This is a genomic window from Pseudogracilibacillus sp. SE30717A (genome assembly GCF_037071985.1).
Taxonomy (GTDB): domain Bacteria; phylum Bacillota; class Bacilli; order Bacillales; family Amphibacillaceae; genus Pseudogracilibacillus.
In genome coordinates, this window is record NZ_JAXHDF010000002.1 from 109,515 (window position 1) to 126,337 (window position 16,823).

General features: G+C 33.5%; 16 protein-coding genes and 1 riboswitch. All 16 genes read left to right on the forward strand.

The genetic code is table 11. From position 1 onward, the window contains the following. Window positions 1-12: 12 nt before the first annotated feature. The 16 genes from ccsB (at window position 13) to SPD48_RS03350 (ending at window position 16,771) form a co-directional block, all read left to right on the forward strand. A complete protein-coding gene (ccsB, locus tag SPD48_RS03275) occupies window positions 13-1,209 on the forward strand; it encodes a c-type cytochrome biogenesis protein CcsB (RefSeq protein WP_336256635.1) in 1,197 nt (398 codons plus the stop codon). Window positions 1,210-1,305: 96 nt separating this feature from the next. After that, entirely contained in the window at window positions 1,306-2,022 is a 717-nt protein-coding gene (locus SPD48_RS03280; RefSeq protein WP_336256636.1) for a response regulator transcription factor, read from the forward strand. Beyond that, complete coding sequence (locus SPD48_RS03285; protein ID WP_336256637.1) at window positions 2,022-3,779, forward strand: ATP-binding protein; 1,758 nt, start codon at window positions 2,022-2,024, stop codon at window positions 3,777-3,779. The genes SPD48_RS03280 and SPD48_RS03285 overlap by 1 nt, the downstream gene beginning before the upstream one ends. A 7-nt stretch (window positions 3,780-3,786) precedes the next feature. Then, window positions 3,787-3,965: riboswitch (cobalamin riboswitch) on the forward strand. Between the two features lie 59 nt (window positions 3,966-4,024). Beyond that, window positions 4,025-4,438 carry a DUF4430 domain-containing protein gene (locus SPD48_RS03290; RefSeq protein ID WP_336256638.1) on the forward strand — a complete coding sequence of 138 codons (414 nt, stop codon included), beginning with the start codon at window positions 4,025-4,027 and terminating at the stop codon, window positions 4,436-4,438. Window positions 4,439-4,444: 6 nt separating this feature from the next. Further along, window positions 4,445-4,966: an ECF transporter S component gene (locus SPD48_RS03295; RefSeq protein ID WP_336256639.1), complete on the forward strand. Its 522-nt coding sequence runs from the start codon at window positions 4,445-4,447 to the stop codon at window positions 4,964-4,966. A 168-nt stretch (window positions 4,967-5,134) separates the two neighbouring features. After that, window positions 5,135-6,163, forward strand: coding sequence for a helix-turn-helix domain-containing protein (locus tag SPD48_RS03300; protein ID WP_336256640.1), 1,029 nt, complete (start codon window positions 5,135-5,137; stop codon window positions 6,161-6,163). Between the two features lie 15 nt (window positions 6,164-6,178). After that, window positions 6,179-7,744 (forward strand): RecQ family ATP-dependent DNA helicase, encoded by a 1,566-nt coding sequence (locus SPD48_RS03305; RefSeq protein WP_336256641.1) that lies wholly within the window; start codon window positions 6,179-6,181, stop codon window positions 7,742-7,744. Continuing rightward, on the forward strand, window positions 7,722-8,288 hold the full coding sequence (locus tag SPD48_RS03310) for a CPBP family intramembrane glutamic endopeptidase (RefSeq protein ID WP_336256642.1): 567 nt from the start codon (window positions 7,722-7,724) through the stop codon (window positions 8,286-8,288). Before SPD48_RS03305 ends, SPD48_RS03310 begins: the two co-directional genes overlap by 23 nt. 11 nt (window positions 8,289-8,299) lie before the next feature. Continuing rightward, window positions 8,300-8,599 carry a hypothetical protein gene (locus SPD48_RS03315; protein WP_336256643.1) on the forward strand — a complete coding sequence of 100 codons (300 nt, stop codon included), beginning with the start codon at window positions 8,300-8,302 and terminating at the stop codon, window positions 8,597-8,599. 24 nt (window positions 8,600-8,623) lie between these two features. Continuing rightward, complete coding sequence (locus tag SPD48_RS03320) at window positions 8,624-9,397, forward strand: metallophosphoesterase (protein WP_336256644.1); 774 nt, start codon at window positions 8,624-8,626, stop codon at window positions 9,395-9,397. Between the two features lie 191 nt (window positions 9,398-9,588). Next, entirely contained in the window at window positions 9,589-10,515 is a 927-nt protein-coding gene (locus SPD48_RS03325; RefSeq protein ID WP_336256645.1) for a D-alanine--D-alanine ligase, read from the forward strand. A gap of 138 nt (window positions 10,516-10,653) precedes the next feature. Continuing rightward, complete coding sequence (locus SPD48_RS03330) at window positions 10,654-11,934, forward strand: Glu/Leu/Phe/Val family dehydrogenase (protein WP_336256646.1); 1,281 nt, start codon at window positions 10,654-10,656, stop codon at window positions 11,932-11,934. Window positions 11,935-12,090: 156 nt separating this feature from the next. Next, the gene (locus tag SPD48_RS03335; protein ID WP_336256647.1) at window positions 12,091-13,059 is read left to right on the forward strand and encodes a YpdA family putative bacillithiol disulfide reductase; all 969 of its coding nucleotides are present in this window, start codon (window positions 12,091-12,093) and stop codon (window positions 13,057-13,059) included. 741 nt (window positions 13,060-13,800) lie between these two features. Continuing rightward, the gene (gene sleB, locus SPD48_RS03340) at window positions 13,801-14,619 is read left to right on the forward strand and encodes a spore cortex-lytic enzyme (protein WP_336256648.1); all 819 of its coding nucleotides are present in this window, start codon (window positions 13,801-13,803) and stop codon (window positions 14,617-14,619) included. A 15-nt stretch (window positions 14,620-14,634) separates the two neighbouring features. Then, the gene (gene ypeB, locus SPD48_RS03345) at window positions 14,635-15,975 is read left to right on the forward strand and encodes a germination protein YpeB (RefSeq protein WP_336256649.1); all 1,341 of its coding nucleotides are present in this window, start codon (window positions 14,635-14,637) and stop codon (window positions 15,973-15,975) included. A gap of 151 nt (window positions 15,976-16,126) precedes the next feature. Then, the gene (locus SPD48_RS03350) at window positions 16,127-16,771 is read left to right on the forward strand and encodes a flagellar brake protein (RefSeq protein ID WP_336256650.1); all 645 of its coding nucleotides are present in this window, start codon (window positions 16,127-16,129) and stop codon (window positions 16,769-16,771) included. The last annotated feature ends 52 nt before the right edge of the window (window positions 16,772-16,823 follow it).

Here is a 16,823-nt window from a genome sequence, read left to right on the forward strand (position 1 = left end):
GAGGACATATTAATGAATGATTTAACAAGTATAAGCAGTACAGCTCTTTATACTGCGTTTGTTGTTTACTTAATCGCTACGATCTTCTTCGGAGCGACTATCCGAGATAAACGGACTGCAGATATGACGAAAAAAGGGTTTGCAGGAACGATCGCTATTTCACTTACTATCATTGGATTTTTAGCTCAACTTGTATACTTCTTTACTCGATGGGCAGCTGGAGGACATGCTCCGGTTAGTAATATGTTTGAATTTGTAACATTTTTAGGGATGAGTTTAGTACTTGCATTTATCATTATATACTTTATTTATCGACTAAGTATATTGGGCTTATTTGCACTTCCTATATCGATGTTAATTATCGCATATGCAAGTATGTTTCCATCTGAAATTTCACCACTTGTTCCATCTTTACAAAGTCATTGGTTATTTATACACGTAATCACTGTATCTTTGTCTCAAGGGGTTTTAGCGGTCAGTTTCGTTGCGGGATTAATTTATTTGATCAAACAGATTGACCAGACAATTTTTAACAAAAAAACATTATGGTTAGAAATAATTCTCTATTCCTTGATTGTTGCTTTAGGATTTATCATTACTACAACTACATTTAATGCCATGGATTATAACGCGTCGTTTGAAGTTCCTAAAGACGGTAGAGTTGTTCAAATGGATTATCACTTACCTGCAATAGCCGGACCAAAAGGTGGAGAGTTATTGACCGAAGATAAAATGTCACCATTATTTAATGCTCCTGATTGGATGCAAGGAAAAGATGCTCCAAAAAAATTAAATACATTAATTTGGTCATTTTTAACAGGTAGCATCTTATATGGATTAATCCGACTTGTCTTACGAAAAAGAATTGGGGCATGGGTTCAACCATTTTTGAAAAATGTTAAACCGCATCTCGTTGATGAAATAATGTATCGTTCAGTGGCAATCGGATTCCCATTGTTTACGTTAGGAGGACTCATTTTTGCTGCAATCTGGGCCCAAATTGCTTGGGACAGATTCTGGGGATGGGACCCTAAAGAAGTATGGGCTCTTATCACTTGGTTCTTCTATGCTGCTTTCCTACACTTAAGACTATCAAGAGGTTGGCATGGAGAAAAATCCGCTTGGTTAGCTGTAATAGGGTTTGCAATTATCATGTTTAATATTATCGTTGTTAACCTTATCTTAGCCGGACTGCATTCATATGCGTAAGCTCATAAAAATTACTAATTGGATATAAAATTTATACTTTTAACAGAAATTCAATTATACTAAAGTGTAGCTAGGTGAAAGAGGAGGGTTTTTCAAATGGACGATAATCAGAAAGTGTTAGTTGTCGATGATGAAGAACGAATCAGAAGATTAATACGTATGTATTTAGAGCGAGATAATTTTATCGTTGAAGAAGCAGAAAACGGCCGGCAAGCCTTAGATTTGGCGTTGGAAAATGATTATGATGTTATTTTATTAGACATAATGATGCCTGAAATGGATGGCATTGAAGTATGTACAGAATTGCGTAAAGAAAAAATGACTCCAGTTATTATGCTAACGGCTAAGGGTGAAGAATCAAATAGAGTGCAAGGCTTCGAAGTAGGTGCAGATGACTATATTGTAAAGCCTTTTAGTCCAAGAGAAGTTGTTTTGCGAGTCAAAGCTGTTTTGCGACGGACAAGTAGTACTGCACTCCAAGACGGGGCTTCACATACAAATAATTTAATAGTTTTTCCACATTTAACAATAGATTTAGATGCTTACCGTGTTACATCAAATAACCAAGAAGTACAATTAACTCCAAAAGAGTATGAATTACTTGTATTTTTAGCTCAATCACCTGACAAAGTTTACAAACGTGAAGACCTTTTAAAAGAAGTATGGCAGTATGAATTCTTTGGCGATCTTAGAACAGTCGATACGCATGTTAAACGGTTACGTGAAAAGTTAACGAGCATATCGAAAGAAGCTGCTAAAATGATCGTTACAGTATGGGGAATCGGATATAAACTTGAGGTAGAGGATAAGTAATGTTTTGGCGTAGTGTAGTAGGAAAACTAGCAATAACGATATTATTGCTAGTTTCTTTTGTCTTATTTATCCTTACCATATTATTATTAGAATTTTTTGAAGGTTTTCACGTGCAAGAAGCCGAAAAAGCAATGGTGCAATCTGCCTCTAAAATGTCCATGTTAGTAGAAGAACATGATGAAAAACCATTGATAACTGAAATGGTTGAGCGAGTAAAAGATCCTACAAGTAGAGTTATAATTTATTTTGAAGATGGGGAGATATGGGCATCTGAGACAACGAATCAACATTTGTTAAATCTAGATGCTATATCACCTGAAAACAATCCTAGTTTAATGAAGGCTATTACTGAGCATACACCTTACAATGAAAAAATGACCATTCTAGAAGACGAAACAGAAATAATGGTCATTGGGACTCCAATCCCTCATAAAGGCGGAGCAATCTTTGTATTTCAGTCACTAGACGTAATAAATCAGACGAAAGCGGAAACGACAAAAATAATTTTTGTCGCAGCAGCGATTGCCATTCTGCTAACAACTATTTTTGCATTCTTCCTGTCTACAAGAATTACTGCTCCATTAATACAAATGAGGAAGGCAGCAATTGATTTAGCGAAAGGTGAATTTAATACTAAATTACCTGTTTTAACCCACGATGAAATTGGTGAATTAGCAATTGCATTTAATCGAATGGGTAAACAGCTTAATTTCCATATCAATGCACTTCGACAAGAGAAAGAGCAGTTAACAAGTATTGTAAATTCGATGGCCGATGGGGTAATTACATTAACACGAGAAGGTAAAATCATTGTTATTAACCCGCCTGCTGAACAATTTATACAAGATTGGTATTTTGAAAATAATGTTCGCTTTGATGAATATGAGGACCAACTTCCTGATGACTTACAATTAATTCTTCAAAAAGTTATCAAAGAAGAAAAAGAAGTTTTGCAAGAACTCAATTTACAAGGTCGAGATTGGGTAATGATTATGACCCCATTATATGATAATTCATATGTACGCGGAGCAGTAGCCGTTATTAGAGATATGACCGAAGAACGGCAGTTAGATAAATTACGAAAAGACTTTATTTCAAACGTCTCTCATGAATTAAGAACGCCTATTGCGTTAATGCAAGGTTATAGTGAGGCTATTGTTGATGATATTGCCGAGTCTACAGTTGAAAAAAATGAACTCGCAAGTATTATTCATGAAGAATCTCTTCGAATGGGACGTCTAGTAAATGAATTATTAGATATTGGACGTATGGAAGCAGGCCATATTGAATTAAACTTAGAATCTATTGATGTAGAACAATTTATTGAACGAATTTATAAAAAATTCATTGGAATGGCAGATGAAAATAATATTCAATTACGATTGACAAAAGAGATTGAAAAGAATATCATTACAATTGACCAAGATAGAATTGAACAAGTTTTCACTAATTTAATTGACAATGCACTGGGACATACGAAGCCAGATGGTTTTGTTCATATTCTTGTTCGTTCCAAAGACGGCTACTTTTATGTTGAAGTCGAAGATAATGGTAGCGGTATTCCTGAAGAAGATTTATCATTTATTTTCGAACGTTTTTATAAGGCCGATAAATCTCGGACTAGGAATAAGAAGAAAAAGGGTACAGGACTTGGTCTTGCAATTGCCAAACATATTGTTTCAGCTCATGAAGGAACGATTCAAGTTAAAAGTAAGGTAAATGAAGGTACAACATTCAGTTTTAAAATTCCACAATAAAATTAAATACCAAGGAAAGAATTAAGGTGCACTTGTGCATAATAGGGAATCTAGTGAAAATCTAGAACTGTCCTCGCAACTGTAAGTAAGGACGAAACAAGCGAAAAACCACTGTATTATACGGGAAGGTGCTTGGAGTAGGATGAATTACGAAGTCAGAATACCTGCCTTAATTCTAAAAAAGAATGTCGTTTCGAAGGAAAACGTACTTCTAATTTTTATGTCTAAAAAAGGAGAGTATTAAAATGAAGAAATGGTTGGTTTCTATTTTTACAGTAGTGAGTACATTATTTTTACTTATTGGTTGTTCCAATGATAGCGCAAATACAACACAGGAAGAAAATGCGAATCAAGAGACAGAAGAAGTACAAGAGACTCAAGTTCTTGTCACTATATCTAAAGATGAAGGAAAAGAAATACTATCAGAAAAAGAAATTCAAATTGAAGAGAATGAGATTCTAATGGATGTAATGAAGGAAAATTTTGATATTGAAGAAGATGGCGGATTTATTAATTCCATCGACGGTGTAGCACCGGAAGAAGATGAACAAAAAGCTTGGATGTATTTTGTGAATGATGAAATGGCGATGGTTGGTGCTACAGAGTATGAATTAGAAGATGGAGACCACGTTGTTTTTGATTTACAAGCGTGGGAATAAACCGTTTTGAATACATATAAACTAACCTTACTTGCAATATTTGCCGCATTAGGCATTGTCGGTCGTTCTGTACTTGCTTTTATACCTAATGTGCAACCTGTCACAGCATTAATTATTATTTGTGGAATTTTAATTGGTCCGGGATCCGCTCTAATACTCGCGTTAATTATTACATTTTTATCAAATATCTTATTAGGTATGGGTATTTGGACAATTTGGCAAGTGATTTCATGGGGATTAATTGGAGTTATTAGTGGTATAATTGGAAAATACTTCCCGCGAATCCCATTGTCTGTTATCGGTTTAATAGGTATTTTGAGTGGATATTTTTACGGGGTTATCATTTCTCTGACAACGTATCAAGTAGCAGGAAAGTTCTGGCCATATTATATTGTAGGGCTGCCATTTGATACGTATCACGCAATAGGTAATGTAATTTTTATTATGTTATTGTATCCGATCATTACACATTTATTAAAAAAGTATGCGAAAAATCGATTTCCTATTCAACAACAATTAATGAAATAATTCATATTTGGAACTCATCCGAGGATGAGTTCTTTTTTATTTAAGAGAAAGTTTTGTCAGTAGGATCAATTTCATAACTGAAAGTGACTTAGGAAATCAAATGAAGAAGTTTTGAAGTTTGGATAACATATAGTAAAATATACTCAAAGCTAAGAGGAGGTCTGGTTGTTGTTTGCGCATATTTTATTGACATGCTACTTAAGAATGCAAAAAGATCGTTCTATTTCTGCTGTATATTATTTACTGCAAGGAAAGCAATCCATACAGACGATTCAAGATGCACAACTTTATGATTTAACCTCTTTTTACGGTATTTATAAAGATTTATCGAAGGAACGATTTTATACTTACATACATGATTTTGTCGATCAAGGACTACTATATTCAAATGATAATTCTAATGATTATACCCTTACTGAAAAAGGGACAGAAGTGGTAGTACATAACCAGTTAGAAACAACTTTTTTAGATGGAAATTCTTATCGGTCTTATGACCAAATATATTTTGCACGGCTTTTACTGCTTATACAAGTTTGGACTAATAGTAAAAAGAAAAACTCTACTTATATTCCAATTATAGAGAATAAAGAAATAGAGGATTGGGTGAAAAAATACTATCGTAAGACAAGATACAATATTAGCGAGAACTTAAACTTGCTTTATAAGGAACTTGCCTCCATTCTAACATTTTTGCCACCTGACCATCCGTCACTATTTATAAGTCAGTTTACTAGTTATAAATCTATTGGGCTTACAAAGGAACAACTAGCTATAAAATCGGGGTATACCCTTGAAGATGTTCACATTATAACAATTAATACTGTTCATTTGATATTGAATAAAATGAAGGAATATAAGTTATTATTTACAATAGGAAAAGACTTACTTCCTCAGAATAACTTGACTGAATCAGCCAAATATACAAATCATTTATTAAAGAAAAGTTTGTCCTTACAAGAAATTGCTCGTACAAGACAACTTAAATTGAATACGATTTATGACCACCTTGTTGAAATAGCATTGTATGATGAGAACTTTAATCTATCGGCCTATGTTCCAGATACGTATCGTAAAGAAATTTTACAAGCTATCAATGTTGTAAAGTCTTATAAGCTAAAAGAAATAAAGGATAATATAGATCAAAATATAAGTTATTTTCAAATCCGGCTTGTATTATCAAAGTTAAATGAGCTATAAACGGAAGTGAATAAAGTGTTTACGGTGAAAAATCTTTACGCTAATTTACAAAAATATTTTAACTATAAACATTTTCAAGAAGGGCAAAAAGAAATCATTGAAAGTGTTTTAAATGGAGACGATGTATTAGGAATTTTAAGAACAGGTTCCGGTAAGTCCTTATGTTATCAACTACCAGCGGTAATGTTGCCGGGAATCACTGTTGTCGTATCCCCATTAATTTCGTTGATGATCGATCAAGTTCGACAAGTTAAATCTTTCTATTATAAAGAAGTAGTTGCTTTACATAGTCTTCAAAGCAAGATTGAAAGAGTACAAACACTAAATCAACTACATCATTATAAACTTGTTTATGTTTCTCCAGAACTATTACAGCAAGAATCAATTTTATCTAGGTTTAAACAAATCAATGTAGCTTTATTTGTTATTGATGAAGCCCATTGCATTTCCCAGTGGGGATATGATTTTAGACCCGATTATTTACGATTAGCAAACATTATAAATATATTAGGAAGGCCTACCGTTCTAGCTTTAACAGGAACAGCAACAAACGAGGTACAGAATGATATTAAGAATAAATTAAAATGCCCAGACATGAAAATGCATGTATTTCCAATGGATCGACCAAATATTTCATTAATTGTCCATAAAATTACTGGAGGCGAAGAAAAAAAACTATCGATTCTTTCTTCGCTATTAACAACATACCGACAACCTACAATCATTTATTTTTCAAGCAGAAAAATGACGGAAAAAATTGCTCATCTTTTGTCTCGGAATATCCCTAATAGAAAAGTTGCTTATTATCATGGCGGGATGGAAAATAGTGACCGTTTAAAAATACAACAGCAGTTTATGAATGACCAACTGGATGCTGTTTGCTGTACAAGCGCTTTTGGGATGGGTATTAATAAAAAAAACATTCGCTTCGTCATTCATTACCATATACCTACTCAAATTGAATCTTTTATTCAAGAAATTGGACGAGCTGGTCGAGATGGGAAAGATAGTGCCAGTATTGTACTATATCGTAATGGAGATGAGCATGTACCTTTACAAATCATTAAAAATGAGATTCCTTCCGAACAGGAAATAATGCATGTGATTAATAAATTACATACATTATTTTTAGAAGAAAAAAAAGTACCTGAAGAACGGGAAGAAATAAATAATTTGTTTCAAATAGAGGAAACAAAATGGAGATTTCTTCAATACCAATTTGAAACACATGGTATGATAAAATTAAATGAGATTTTATATGATGAAGATGAGTGGAACATCTCATTAAAAAAAATAAAACAGTTCTGCACACTACGAATACAAAATAAATTTAATCAATTTAACGAGATGACCAAGTGGATTCATTCCTCTAATTGTTTAAGAAAAGAACTATATAAAAATTTTCAGAACTCCATGCAACAAAGAGAGACAGACTGTTGCAGCCATTGTGGATTTTCCTTAAAACAGTATGAACAGCTAGGTATGGAGGAACAGATGGATGATGCTACTAATAATTGGCAAGAAAAGTTAGCTCAAAAATTACTTATAGGAGATAAAGATGAAACAGGCGGAAATTATTAAGAACATGTCGGATGAAGAGTTAAGAAAGCAACTGTTATTATCACAATGTATCTTCTTTATAATAAGTATATGTTTAAGTTTTTTCTTTTTCCCACATTTAAGTAACTGGTTTCTATACTTTCATCTAGATGCTAAACAAATCATCATGTTAGGCATTATCCCGGCGATAGCGATCGTTATCATAGAAATTATTCTTTATTCTGTTGTTCCTCCCAGATATTTTGATGACGGAGGTATTAATGAGAAAGTATTCAAAAACCAATCATTGGGAAATATATTTCTCATATCAATTGTAGTTGCAATATCAGAAGAATTTCTTTTTCGAGGTGTGATTCAAACATCATTCGGGTATTTATTTGCGAGCACCTTATTTGCACTAGTACATTTCAGATATTTAAAAAAACCACTATTATTAATCTTAGTATTTTTAATTAGTTTTATTTTAGGATATTTATTTAATGTAACAGAGAACTTATTGGTTGTAATTGCTTTTCATTTTACTGTCGACTTTTTACTTGGAATTTATATTAAATATAAAATGTGAGGTGCTTCTCAATGACCATGGAACATGAAGAGAATCAAGCAGAGAAATTACAACAATTGTTTGCTGAAGTAACAAATCAGCCAATTGACCAACAAGAGAGTAAAGATGAGGAAACGAGCAACGACTATATAGAAGTAGATGTATTAAACTTACCCCCTAGAAGTGAGGTTCATACAAAACCTAAACAAAAAGTAAATGTAAGTTTTAATTCGCCTTTAATGCGATTATTTAGCGTTTTGATTTTGCTTATTATTATAGTAACACTTATTTATTTCGTTGCTGGTGAAAAATTAATCCATTTCTTTAATTAAATCCCGAGAATGGGGGAAACATCGTTGCTCAAAATTGTTTTAGGGATTCTTTCCGTATGTATTCTATTCGTTATATATATGGTTTATAAAGCACATAAAGACTTTATCACTCGTTTTTCTGTAACACACGAAAAAATTCCTACCCAATTTAATAATTATAGAATCTTTTTCATTGCCGATGTACATAGAAGAAAGATAAAAGATTTAACTTTGCAAAAAGTCAAAGAACCAATTAATGTAATTTTCATTGGTGGAGACTTCATTGAACGTTATGTTCCATTATCTCGATTGCGTGAAAATATTATAAAGTTAAAACAATTCAACGTACCAATTTATTTTGTCTGGGGAAATAATGACCTCGAAATAGATAAAGAAACATTAATTAATCTTCTTCATCAAGAAGGTGTTATTATTTTAGAAGACAAGGTGGTTCCTTTAATTATTGGAGATTCAAAAATTAATTTAATTGGTTTTAATTATTATGCCGATAGTGAAAAAGTGCCAGACCTAGATTGGGAAAAATTAGATGACGGATTCACCATTTTACTTACGCATAAGCCAAGCTCCTTCTATGAATTAAAAGATAAGTATAAATCACAATTTGATCTTGTGTTGGCCGGTCATACACACGGAGGACAAATTCGCATAGTTGGTCATGGTTTTTATGAAAATGGCGGGCTATTTAAATATAAAAACACCTATGTAATTATTACAGAAGGTTATGGTTATACGTTATTACCGTTTCGCTTACAGACGAGAGCAGAGTGTCAAGTGATTTCATTAAAAAGTACATTTTAAATATGCCAACATATAATAGTGTAATAGAAAAAAAAATGCTATTATTAACTTAATAACTTGAGTCGATTTATTTTTGTATAAGGATAATAACTTGCCTCATGAATTGAATTATAAGGGCAATTCTTAGTTGAATTCTTATTAAATTGGCTCAAAATTTATTTTAATTATTAATTAGGTTAGGAGTGGACACGTTGAAAATAGCTGTCCTTTATGGTGGAGTTTCTAAAGAAAGGGACGTTTCTATTTCTTCAAGTAAGGGAATAGTAGAAGCTCTAAAAAAGAATGGTCATGAAGTAATAGGAATCGACTTTCATCCAAAACGATTACATGAAATTATTGAGCTAAAAGTAGATTTGGTTTTTATTGGTCTTCATGGTAAGTATGGAGAAGATGGAAGTATTCAAGGCTTGCTCGATATGTTACAAATTCCTTACGTAGGTTCAGGCGTCATGGCCTCTGCATTGGCTATGGATAAATTTAAAGCTAAGCAGTTATTTGCTACAAAACAAATACCTATTGCGAAAGGGGAAAGGTATCAAATAACAAAGGATTCATCGATCAAAGACTATGTAAAAGAAATACATAGCAATTTCACATTTCCATTCGTGATCAAGCCAAATAGAGAGGGCTCAACATTAGGTTTAACTATAGTAGAGGAAGAGAGCCAAACTGAAGTTGCTATTGAAAAAGCTATTAAAAGTGATGAGTATATCCTTGTCGAAGAATTTATTAAAGGGAAAGAATTAACTGTACCAATTATGGGAAAAATGAATGAAGAAGTTGCTCTTCCGATCATTGAAATTATCCCTAAGAATGAATTATATGATTATGAATCAAAATATTCTCAAGGCGGTAGTGAACACATTATCCCAGCAAGAATAGATGAAAAGATAACGGAACGTATTAAACGCTATGCCGTTCAAGCTCACCAAGTACTTGGATGTGAAACATATTCCAGAGCAGACTTTTTATTAACAGACGACGGTATACCTTATATATTGGAAGTAAACACACTCCCTGGTATGACACCGACAAGTTTATTCCCAGATTCCGCTAGCAAAAATAATCTGAGTTACGAAGAAATGATTGAGAGATTTGTTCAGTTAACAGTAGGTTAATTTGTTTTAATAGCAGCTTAAAAGGGAAATCAATCATATCAAGTATTTTAATATTGCATATTTGACTTAAAGGTGTATACTAACACTAAAGAATAGCTATTATTTACATTTTATATGTTAATCATAGGAGGTAAACTCATGGTAGCCGAAAAAGCAGCAGATTCCAGTAAAGAAGCAAATGAAAAGTCGAATATTTTATCATCAACAAGGACTGTTGTAAAAGAAGCTTTGGATAAGTTAGGTTATCCTGAAGAAGTCTACGAACTACTGAAAGATTCTTTAAGAATGTTAAAAGTTAGAATTCCTGTCCGAATGGATGATGGGTCGGTCAAAGTGTTTACCGGCTTTCGTGCTCAACATAATGATGCAGTTGGACCTACAAAAGGTGGCGTTAGATTCCATCCCGATGTAACCGAAACTGAAGTGAATGCGTTGGCTATATGGATGAGCTTAAAAGCAGGGATTGTTGATTTACCATATGGAGGCGGAAAAGGTGGGATTATTTGCGATCCTCGTGAAATGTCTTTTCGTGAATTAGAAAGTCTCAGTAGAGGGTATGTACGAGCAATCAGTCAGTTTGTTGGTCCTACAAAAGATATTCCAGCTCCTGATGTATTTACAAATTCACAGATTATGGCATGGATGATGGATGAATATAGTCGAATAGACGAATTTAATAATCCTGGTTTTATTACTGGTAAACCAATTGTTCTTGGGGGTTCACATGGTCGAGAATCCGCTACTGCCAAAGGGGTTACCATTTGTATTGAAGAAGCTGCGAAAAAACGTGGTTTTGAACTTGAAGGGGCTAGAATTGTTGTTCAAGGGTTTGGTAATGCTGGGAGTTTCCTATCTAAATTTCTCCATGAAGCAGGTGCTAAAGTGGTAGGAATTTCAGATGCTTATGGAGCTCTACACGATCCCGAAGGATTAGATATCGATTACTTATTAGATCGCAGAGATAGTTTTGGAACAGTGACAACGTTATTTAAAAATACAATTACAAATAAAGAATTATTAGAATTAGATTGTGATATTTTGGTTCCTGCAGCAGTACAAAATCAAATCACTGAAGAAAATGCTCCTAATATAAAAGCTGACATAATTGTTGAAGCAGCGAATGGTCCAACAACAATGGAAGCAACCAAAATATTAACGGAGCGAGGAAAGCTTCTAGTACCGGATGTATTAGCCTCATCTGGAGGAGTTACTGTATCGTATTTTGAATGGGTACAAAATAACCAAGGTTATTATTGGCCAGAAGAGGAAATTGAAGAAAAGTTATATGACGTAATGAAAAGATCTTTCGAAACTATTTATAATACTGCTCAAACAAGAAATGTTGACATGCGTCTAGCGGCTTATATGGTAGGAGTTAGAAAAATGGCTGAAGCTTCTAGATTCCGCGGCTGGGTATAAACGTATTTCAGTAATATAAAGTATTATCACAGATGAATCTGCATGTTCTGCGAGTAGAGTTACAGAGATTTTCGCTCGGTATTGTAACTCTCATAAAGCAGTTTTTGCAGATTCTTTTCTTTTATTTATAACTATTTTTAAGAGAGGAAATTCAGAATGGAACACACGATTATTATCGGGGCAGGTCCGTGCGGTTTAGCCTGTGCTCTAGAGCTACAAAAACACGATATTAACCCACTTATTATAGAAAAAGGAAATATTGTTCATACCATTTATCGTTATCCAACACATCAGACTTTCTTTAGTACTAGTCGTAATCTAGAAATTGGAAATATCCCTTTTGTTACTGAGAAATATAAGCCTGTTCGTAATGACGCCTTAGCATACTATCGTGATGTTGTCAGCCGAAATAATATTCGGGTTCATGCGTATGAAAAAGCAACAGATATCATAAAAAAGAATAAAATATTCGAAGTTAAAACGATTAAAAATAACAGAACAAAAACATATTATGCTAAAAATGTTATTTTAGCCACTGGTTATTATGATCAACCGCAATATATAGGAGTACCTGGGGAATCACTTCCTAAAGTAAAGCATTACTTTAAGGAAGCTCATCCATACTATGGTTTGGATGTGGCTATTATCGGAGGTAAAAACTCTGCTATCGATGCGGCCTTAGCATTATATCAAGCAGGAGCCAATATAACAGTTTTATATAGAGGAGCATCCTATTCGAAAAGTATTAAACCTTGGATTCTACCCGATTTTGATGCACTCGTTCAGAAACAAAAAATAAAGATGATATTTAATGCGAATGTTAAAGAAATACGAGAACAAGAAGCGATATATGAAGTAGGAAATCAAACGTTTTGTATAAAAAATGATGTAGTGTTTGCCATGACAGGTTATCAGCCTGATATATCTTTTCTAAAACGAATTGGCGTTCAAGTGGATAGACAAAGCGGTAAGCCAGTGAAAAATGAAGAGACATTTGAGACAAATATACCAAATCTTTATGTCGCAGGAGTTATCATTTCTGGATATAATGGCAACGAAACATTTATTGAAAATGGGAGATGGCATGGCAGTAAAATTGTCAAATCGATAATGAAAAATGAATAAAATTAGGAACCTTCTACAAGTTAAAAGTAGAAGGTTTTTTATTTATTTACCGAATTCTCACCAACAAAGTGTGTCTAAATAGATACGTAGATTAACCCGAAAATGCTTCTAATTGATATCTTGACAACCTTATCATGATAAAACTATATTGCACAAAAAACGTAAACTGTGCAATAACTACTAGGTTGAATTCCGCTACAGACCATTGCTTTCCGTGGGTACGGCCTCAGCCTCCTTGAGAAAACCACTCTGCGGAGACTTCGGACACGTGCTGTTCCCACAGGAGTCAATGGTCCTTCGCTATAAACAACCAATAGAAAAATTGAAACATACATCATACTATTATGATCATCCTAGCGTAGGAAATATGTGGAGACTCCTAGGGGAGCATAGGCCTAGATGAGACTACGCAGTGCGTAGCACAAGGAGGCTCATCAGCCGCCCATGGAAAGCGAGACATATTTCCGTAGCGGTAAGTTAATTACTTTCTAAAGTTACTGTACAGTTTTCATCAAATGCGACATGAAATATCTTTTTTGAATATAGTATTTTCAAATAACCAGTTAATTGATAGGAAGTGAATCTCTATACATCCTAATAATACCAAGGTTTATTTAGCTATTTCACGCTGTGAAAGTTAAGTTATTTAATATTAAGTTAGAAAAATACGTAACGAAAATGAATAAAAAGGATAATTAATCAGAAAATACTATTACAACTTTTTGACTTGGAGGAAAGAGTATGAATTACCGAAAAATTTTACTTGTATTAATTCTTATTACATTATCGATCAATGGGCCAACATTTTTACAGAAACAAGTAAATGCATTTAGTCCCCAAATACTTCAACATGGAGCGGTTGGAGATGATGTGATAGAACTTCAGGCTAGATTAAAACATATTGGGTTTTATACGGGGGAAATTAATGGTGTATTCGATTGGCGTACATATTGGGCTTTACGTAACTTTCAGTATGAGTTCGGTATGGATATTGATGGTATGGCTGGCGCAAAGACAAAGGATAAATTAGTCAAAGCAACCGAATACAATGAACAAGAAGTGAAGCAAAATATGTACAAAACAAAGAAACCACCATCAAATGCTCAACAAGGAAATCAAACAAATAAACAACCGGCTAAACAACCAACAAACCAACAAAATAAACCTGCCCAACAAACTGGTGCAGTAAATGTACCACAGGGTTTTTCACAAAATGATATTAAATTAATGGCTAATGCAGTTCACGGTGAAGCAAGAGGAGAGCCTTATGAAGGACAAGTTGCGGTGGCAGCAGTGATCTTGAACAGAACAAAAAGCCCTACATTTCCTAATACGGTATCAGGAGTAATTTTTGAACCAAGAGCTTTTACGGCGGTAGCAGATGGACAAATATGGTTAACGCCAAACGAAACAGCAGAAAGAGCTGTTTTAGATGCAATTAATGGATGGGACCCAACTGGAAATGCACTTTATTATTTTAATCCAGAGACAGCTACTTCAGCATGGATATGGACCCGCCCACAAATTAAGCAAATCGGGAAACATATATTCTGTAAATAGAAAGGTTTTGATAAAATGATTCGCTCAATAATTATTGCAGTTTTATCCATTGGAATTGCGGGTCTAGGCTATTGGGGTTACAAAGAACATGAAGAAAAAAATGCGTTACTCATACATGCAGAGAACAATTATCAACGATCTTTTCATGAGTTATCATATCATATGGATTTACTTCATGATAAGATCGGTACATCATTAGCAATGAACTCCGGTGAGAGACTTTCACCACAATTTGTCGATATATGGCGTTTAAGCTCTCAAGCATTATCAAATGTAGGACAACTTCCATTAACATTATTACCATTTAATAAAACAGAGGAATTTTTATCACAAATTGGGGATTTCACTTATCGCACTGCAATTAGAGACTTAAATGACAAGCCATTGACAGATAAAGAAATAAATACTTTAGAAAAATTGTATTCGCAGGCAGCAGACATCAAAGATGAATTAAGACAAGTGCAATATACTTCCTTACAAAATAATTTACGGTGGATGGACGTAGAATTAGCACTTGCAACAGAAGAAGAACAAAAAGATAATACCATCATTGATGGGTTTAAAACGGTAGAAAAGAAAGTTGGAGAGTTTGCAGAAGGAGACGAAGGCTCTTCATTAATGGAAATTTCAACAAAGAACCATTCATTTAACTACGTACCAGGGGAATGGAAAAGTGAAAATGAAATAAGGGATTTCAGTAAAAATCTATTCTCCATTAACGATAACGTTAACTTAATTGTTACTAAATCTGGTGAAGGTGCCGATGTTCCAATGTATTCTGTTTCATATAAAGATGGTAAAAGTGTTTATATGGATATCACACAGAAAGGTGCACATCCTATCCAAATTTTAGTTGATCGCCCTATAAATGAACCGAAACTTTCACTAAATGATGGATTAATGAAAGCAGAAGATTATATCAAAACATTTGATTTTAAAGATATGATCCCTTTACAAAGTCAACAATTCGATAATACGGGTGTTTTTTCATTTGTCTATTCACAAAATAACGTACGAATTTATCCTGACTCCATGGTGATAAAAGTTGCTTTAGATAATGGGGATATAGTTGGTTTTAATGCTAAGAACTTTTTAATGAATCATCACGATAGAAAAATACCGGAACCTACATTGTCTATCGAAGAAGCAAAAGATTTTGTTAACAAGAACGTGAAAATTGAAGAAGAACATCTTGCTTTAATTGAAAATGATCTACATGAAGAAGTATTAACGTATGAATTCCTCGGAATATTAGAAAATGAAACATACCGCATTTTTATTAATGCAGAGGACGGTATGGAAGAAAAAGTAGAAAAATTAAGTGGAACCGAAACAAATTTCGAGGCTAGTTTATAAACAAATCGTTGTAAAGGAGCGCAAGAGTTCGAGAGCTCTTGCGCTAAATAATAGTATAAATTACCTAACACACTTCCGTTTTAAGACAATTTATGTCATAATAGAATTAGTTAATAGGTTAAATTACCTAAAAGAATCGGAAGGTGTAAAAATGAATATCGGTGATTCAATTGTTATTACCAATCCAAATTCGGATAATTCATCTTATCGTTGTAAAATAATTGATACAGCTAATAATTTAATATTTGTTGATTATCCAATTGAAATAATGACGAATAAAAGTGTGTTCATACCACTTGAGCAACCTTTAATTATCACATTTATGGAAAAAGGAAAAGTATACGAATTTACATCGAATATTTTGCAGTATAACAAATTAACTGTCCCAGCATTAGCGATCCCTATACCAAAAAAAGAAGAGATACGTAAAATACAACGGCGAGAATTTGTCCGAATCGAAACTTCTATTGATATCGCCCTACATTGCCCAGATACTTCTTTTGCACCATTTACTTCCGTAACTTACGATATTAGTGCAGGAGGAGCATGTGTAATAGTACCTTCTAAATTGAAACTTAAACAAAAACAAATCGTTCAGATATATTTTGTTCTGAAAATGGATTCAGCCAATTACGAGTATTTTAACACAAATGCAGAGATTATCCGAATTCATCAGAGTGCAGGAGTACATATGATATCTATAAAATTTTTGTTTAATGGTACAACTGAGCAAGACAAAATTATGTATTATTGTTTTAATAAACAAAGGGAGTTAAGGAAAAAAGAAATACATTAAAATAATAAACACGTTAACTTGGCATTTTGCCAAGTTTTTTCATACAATTAGG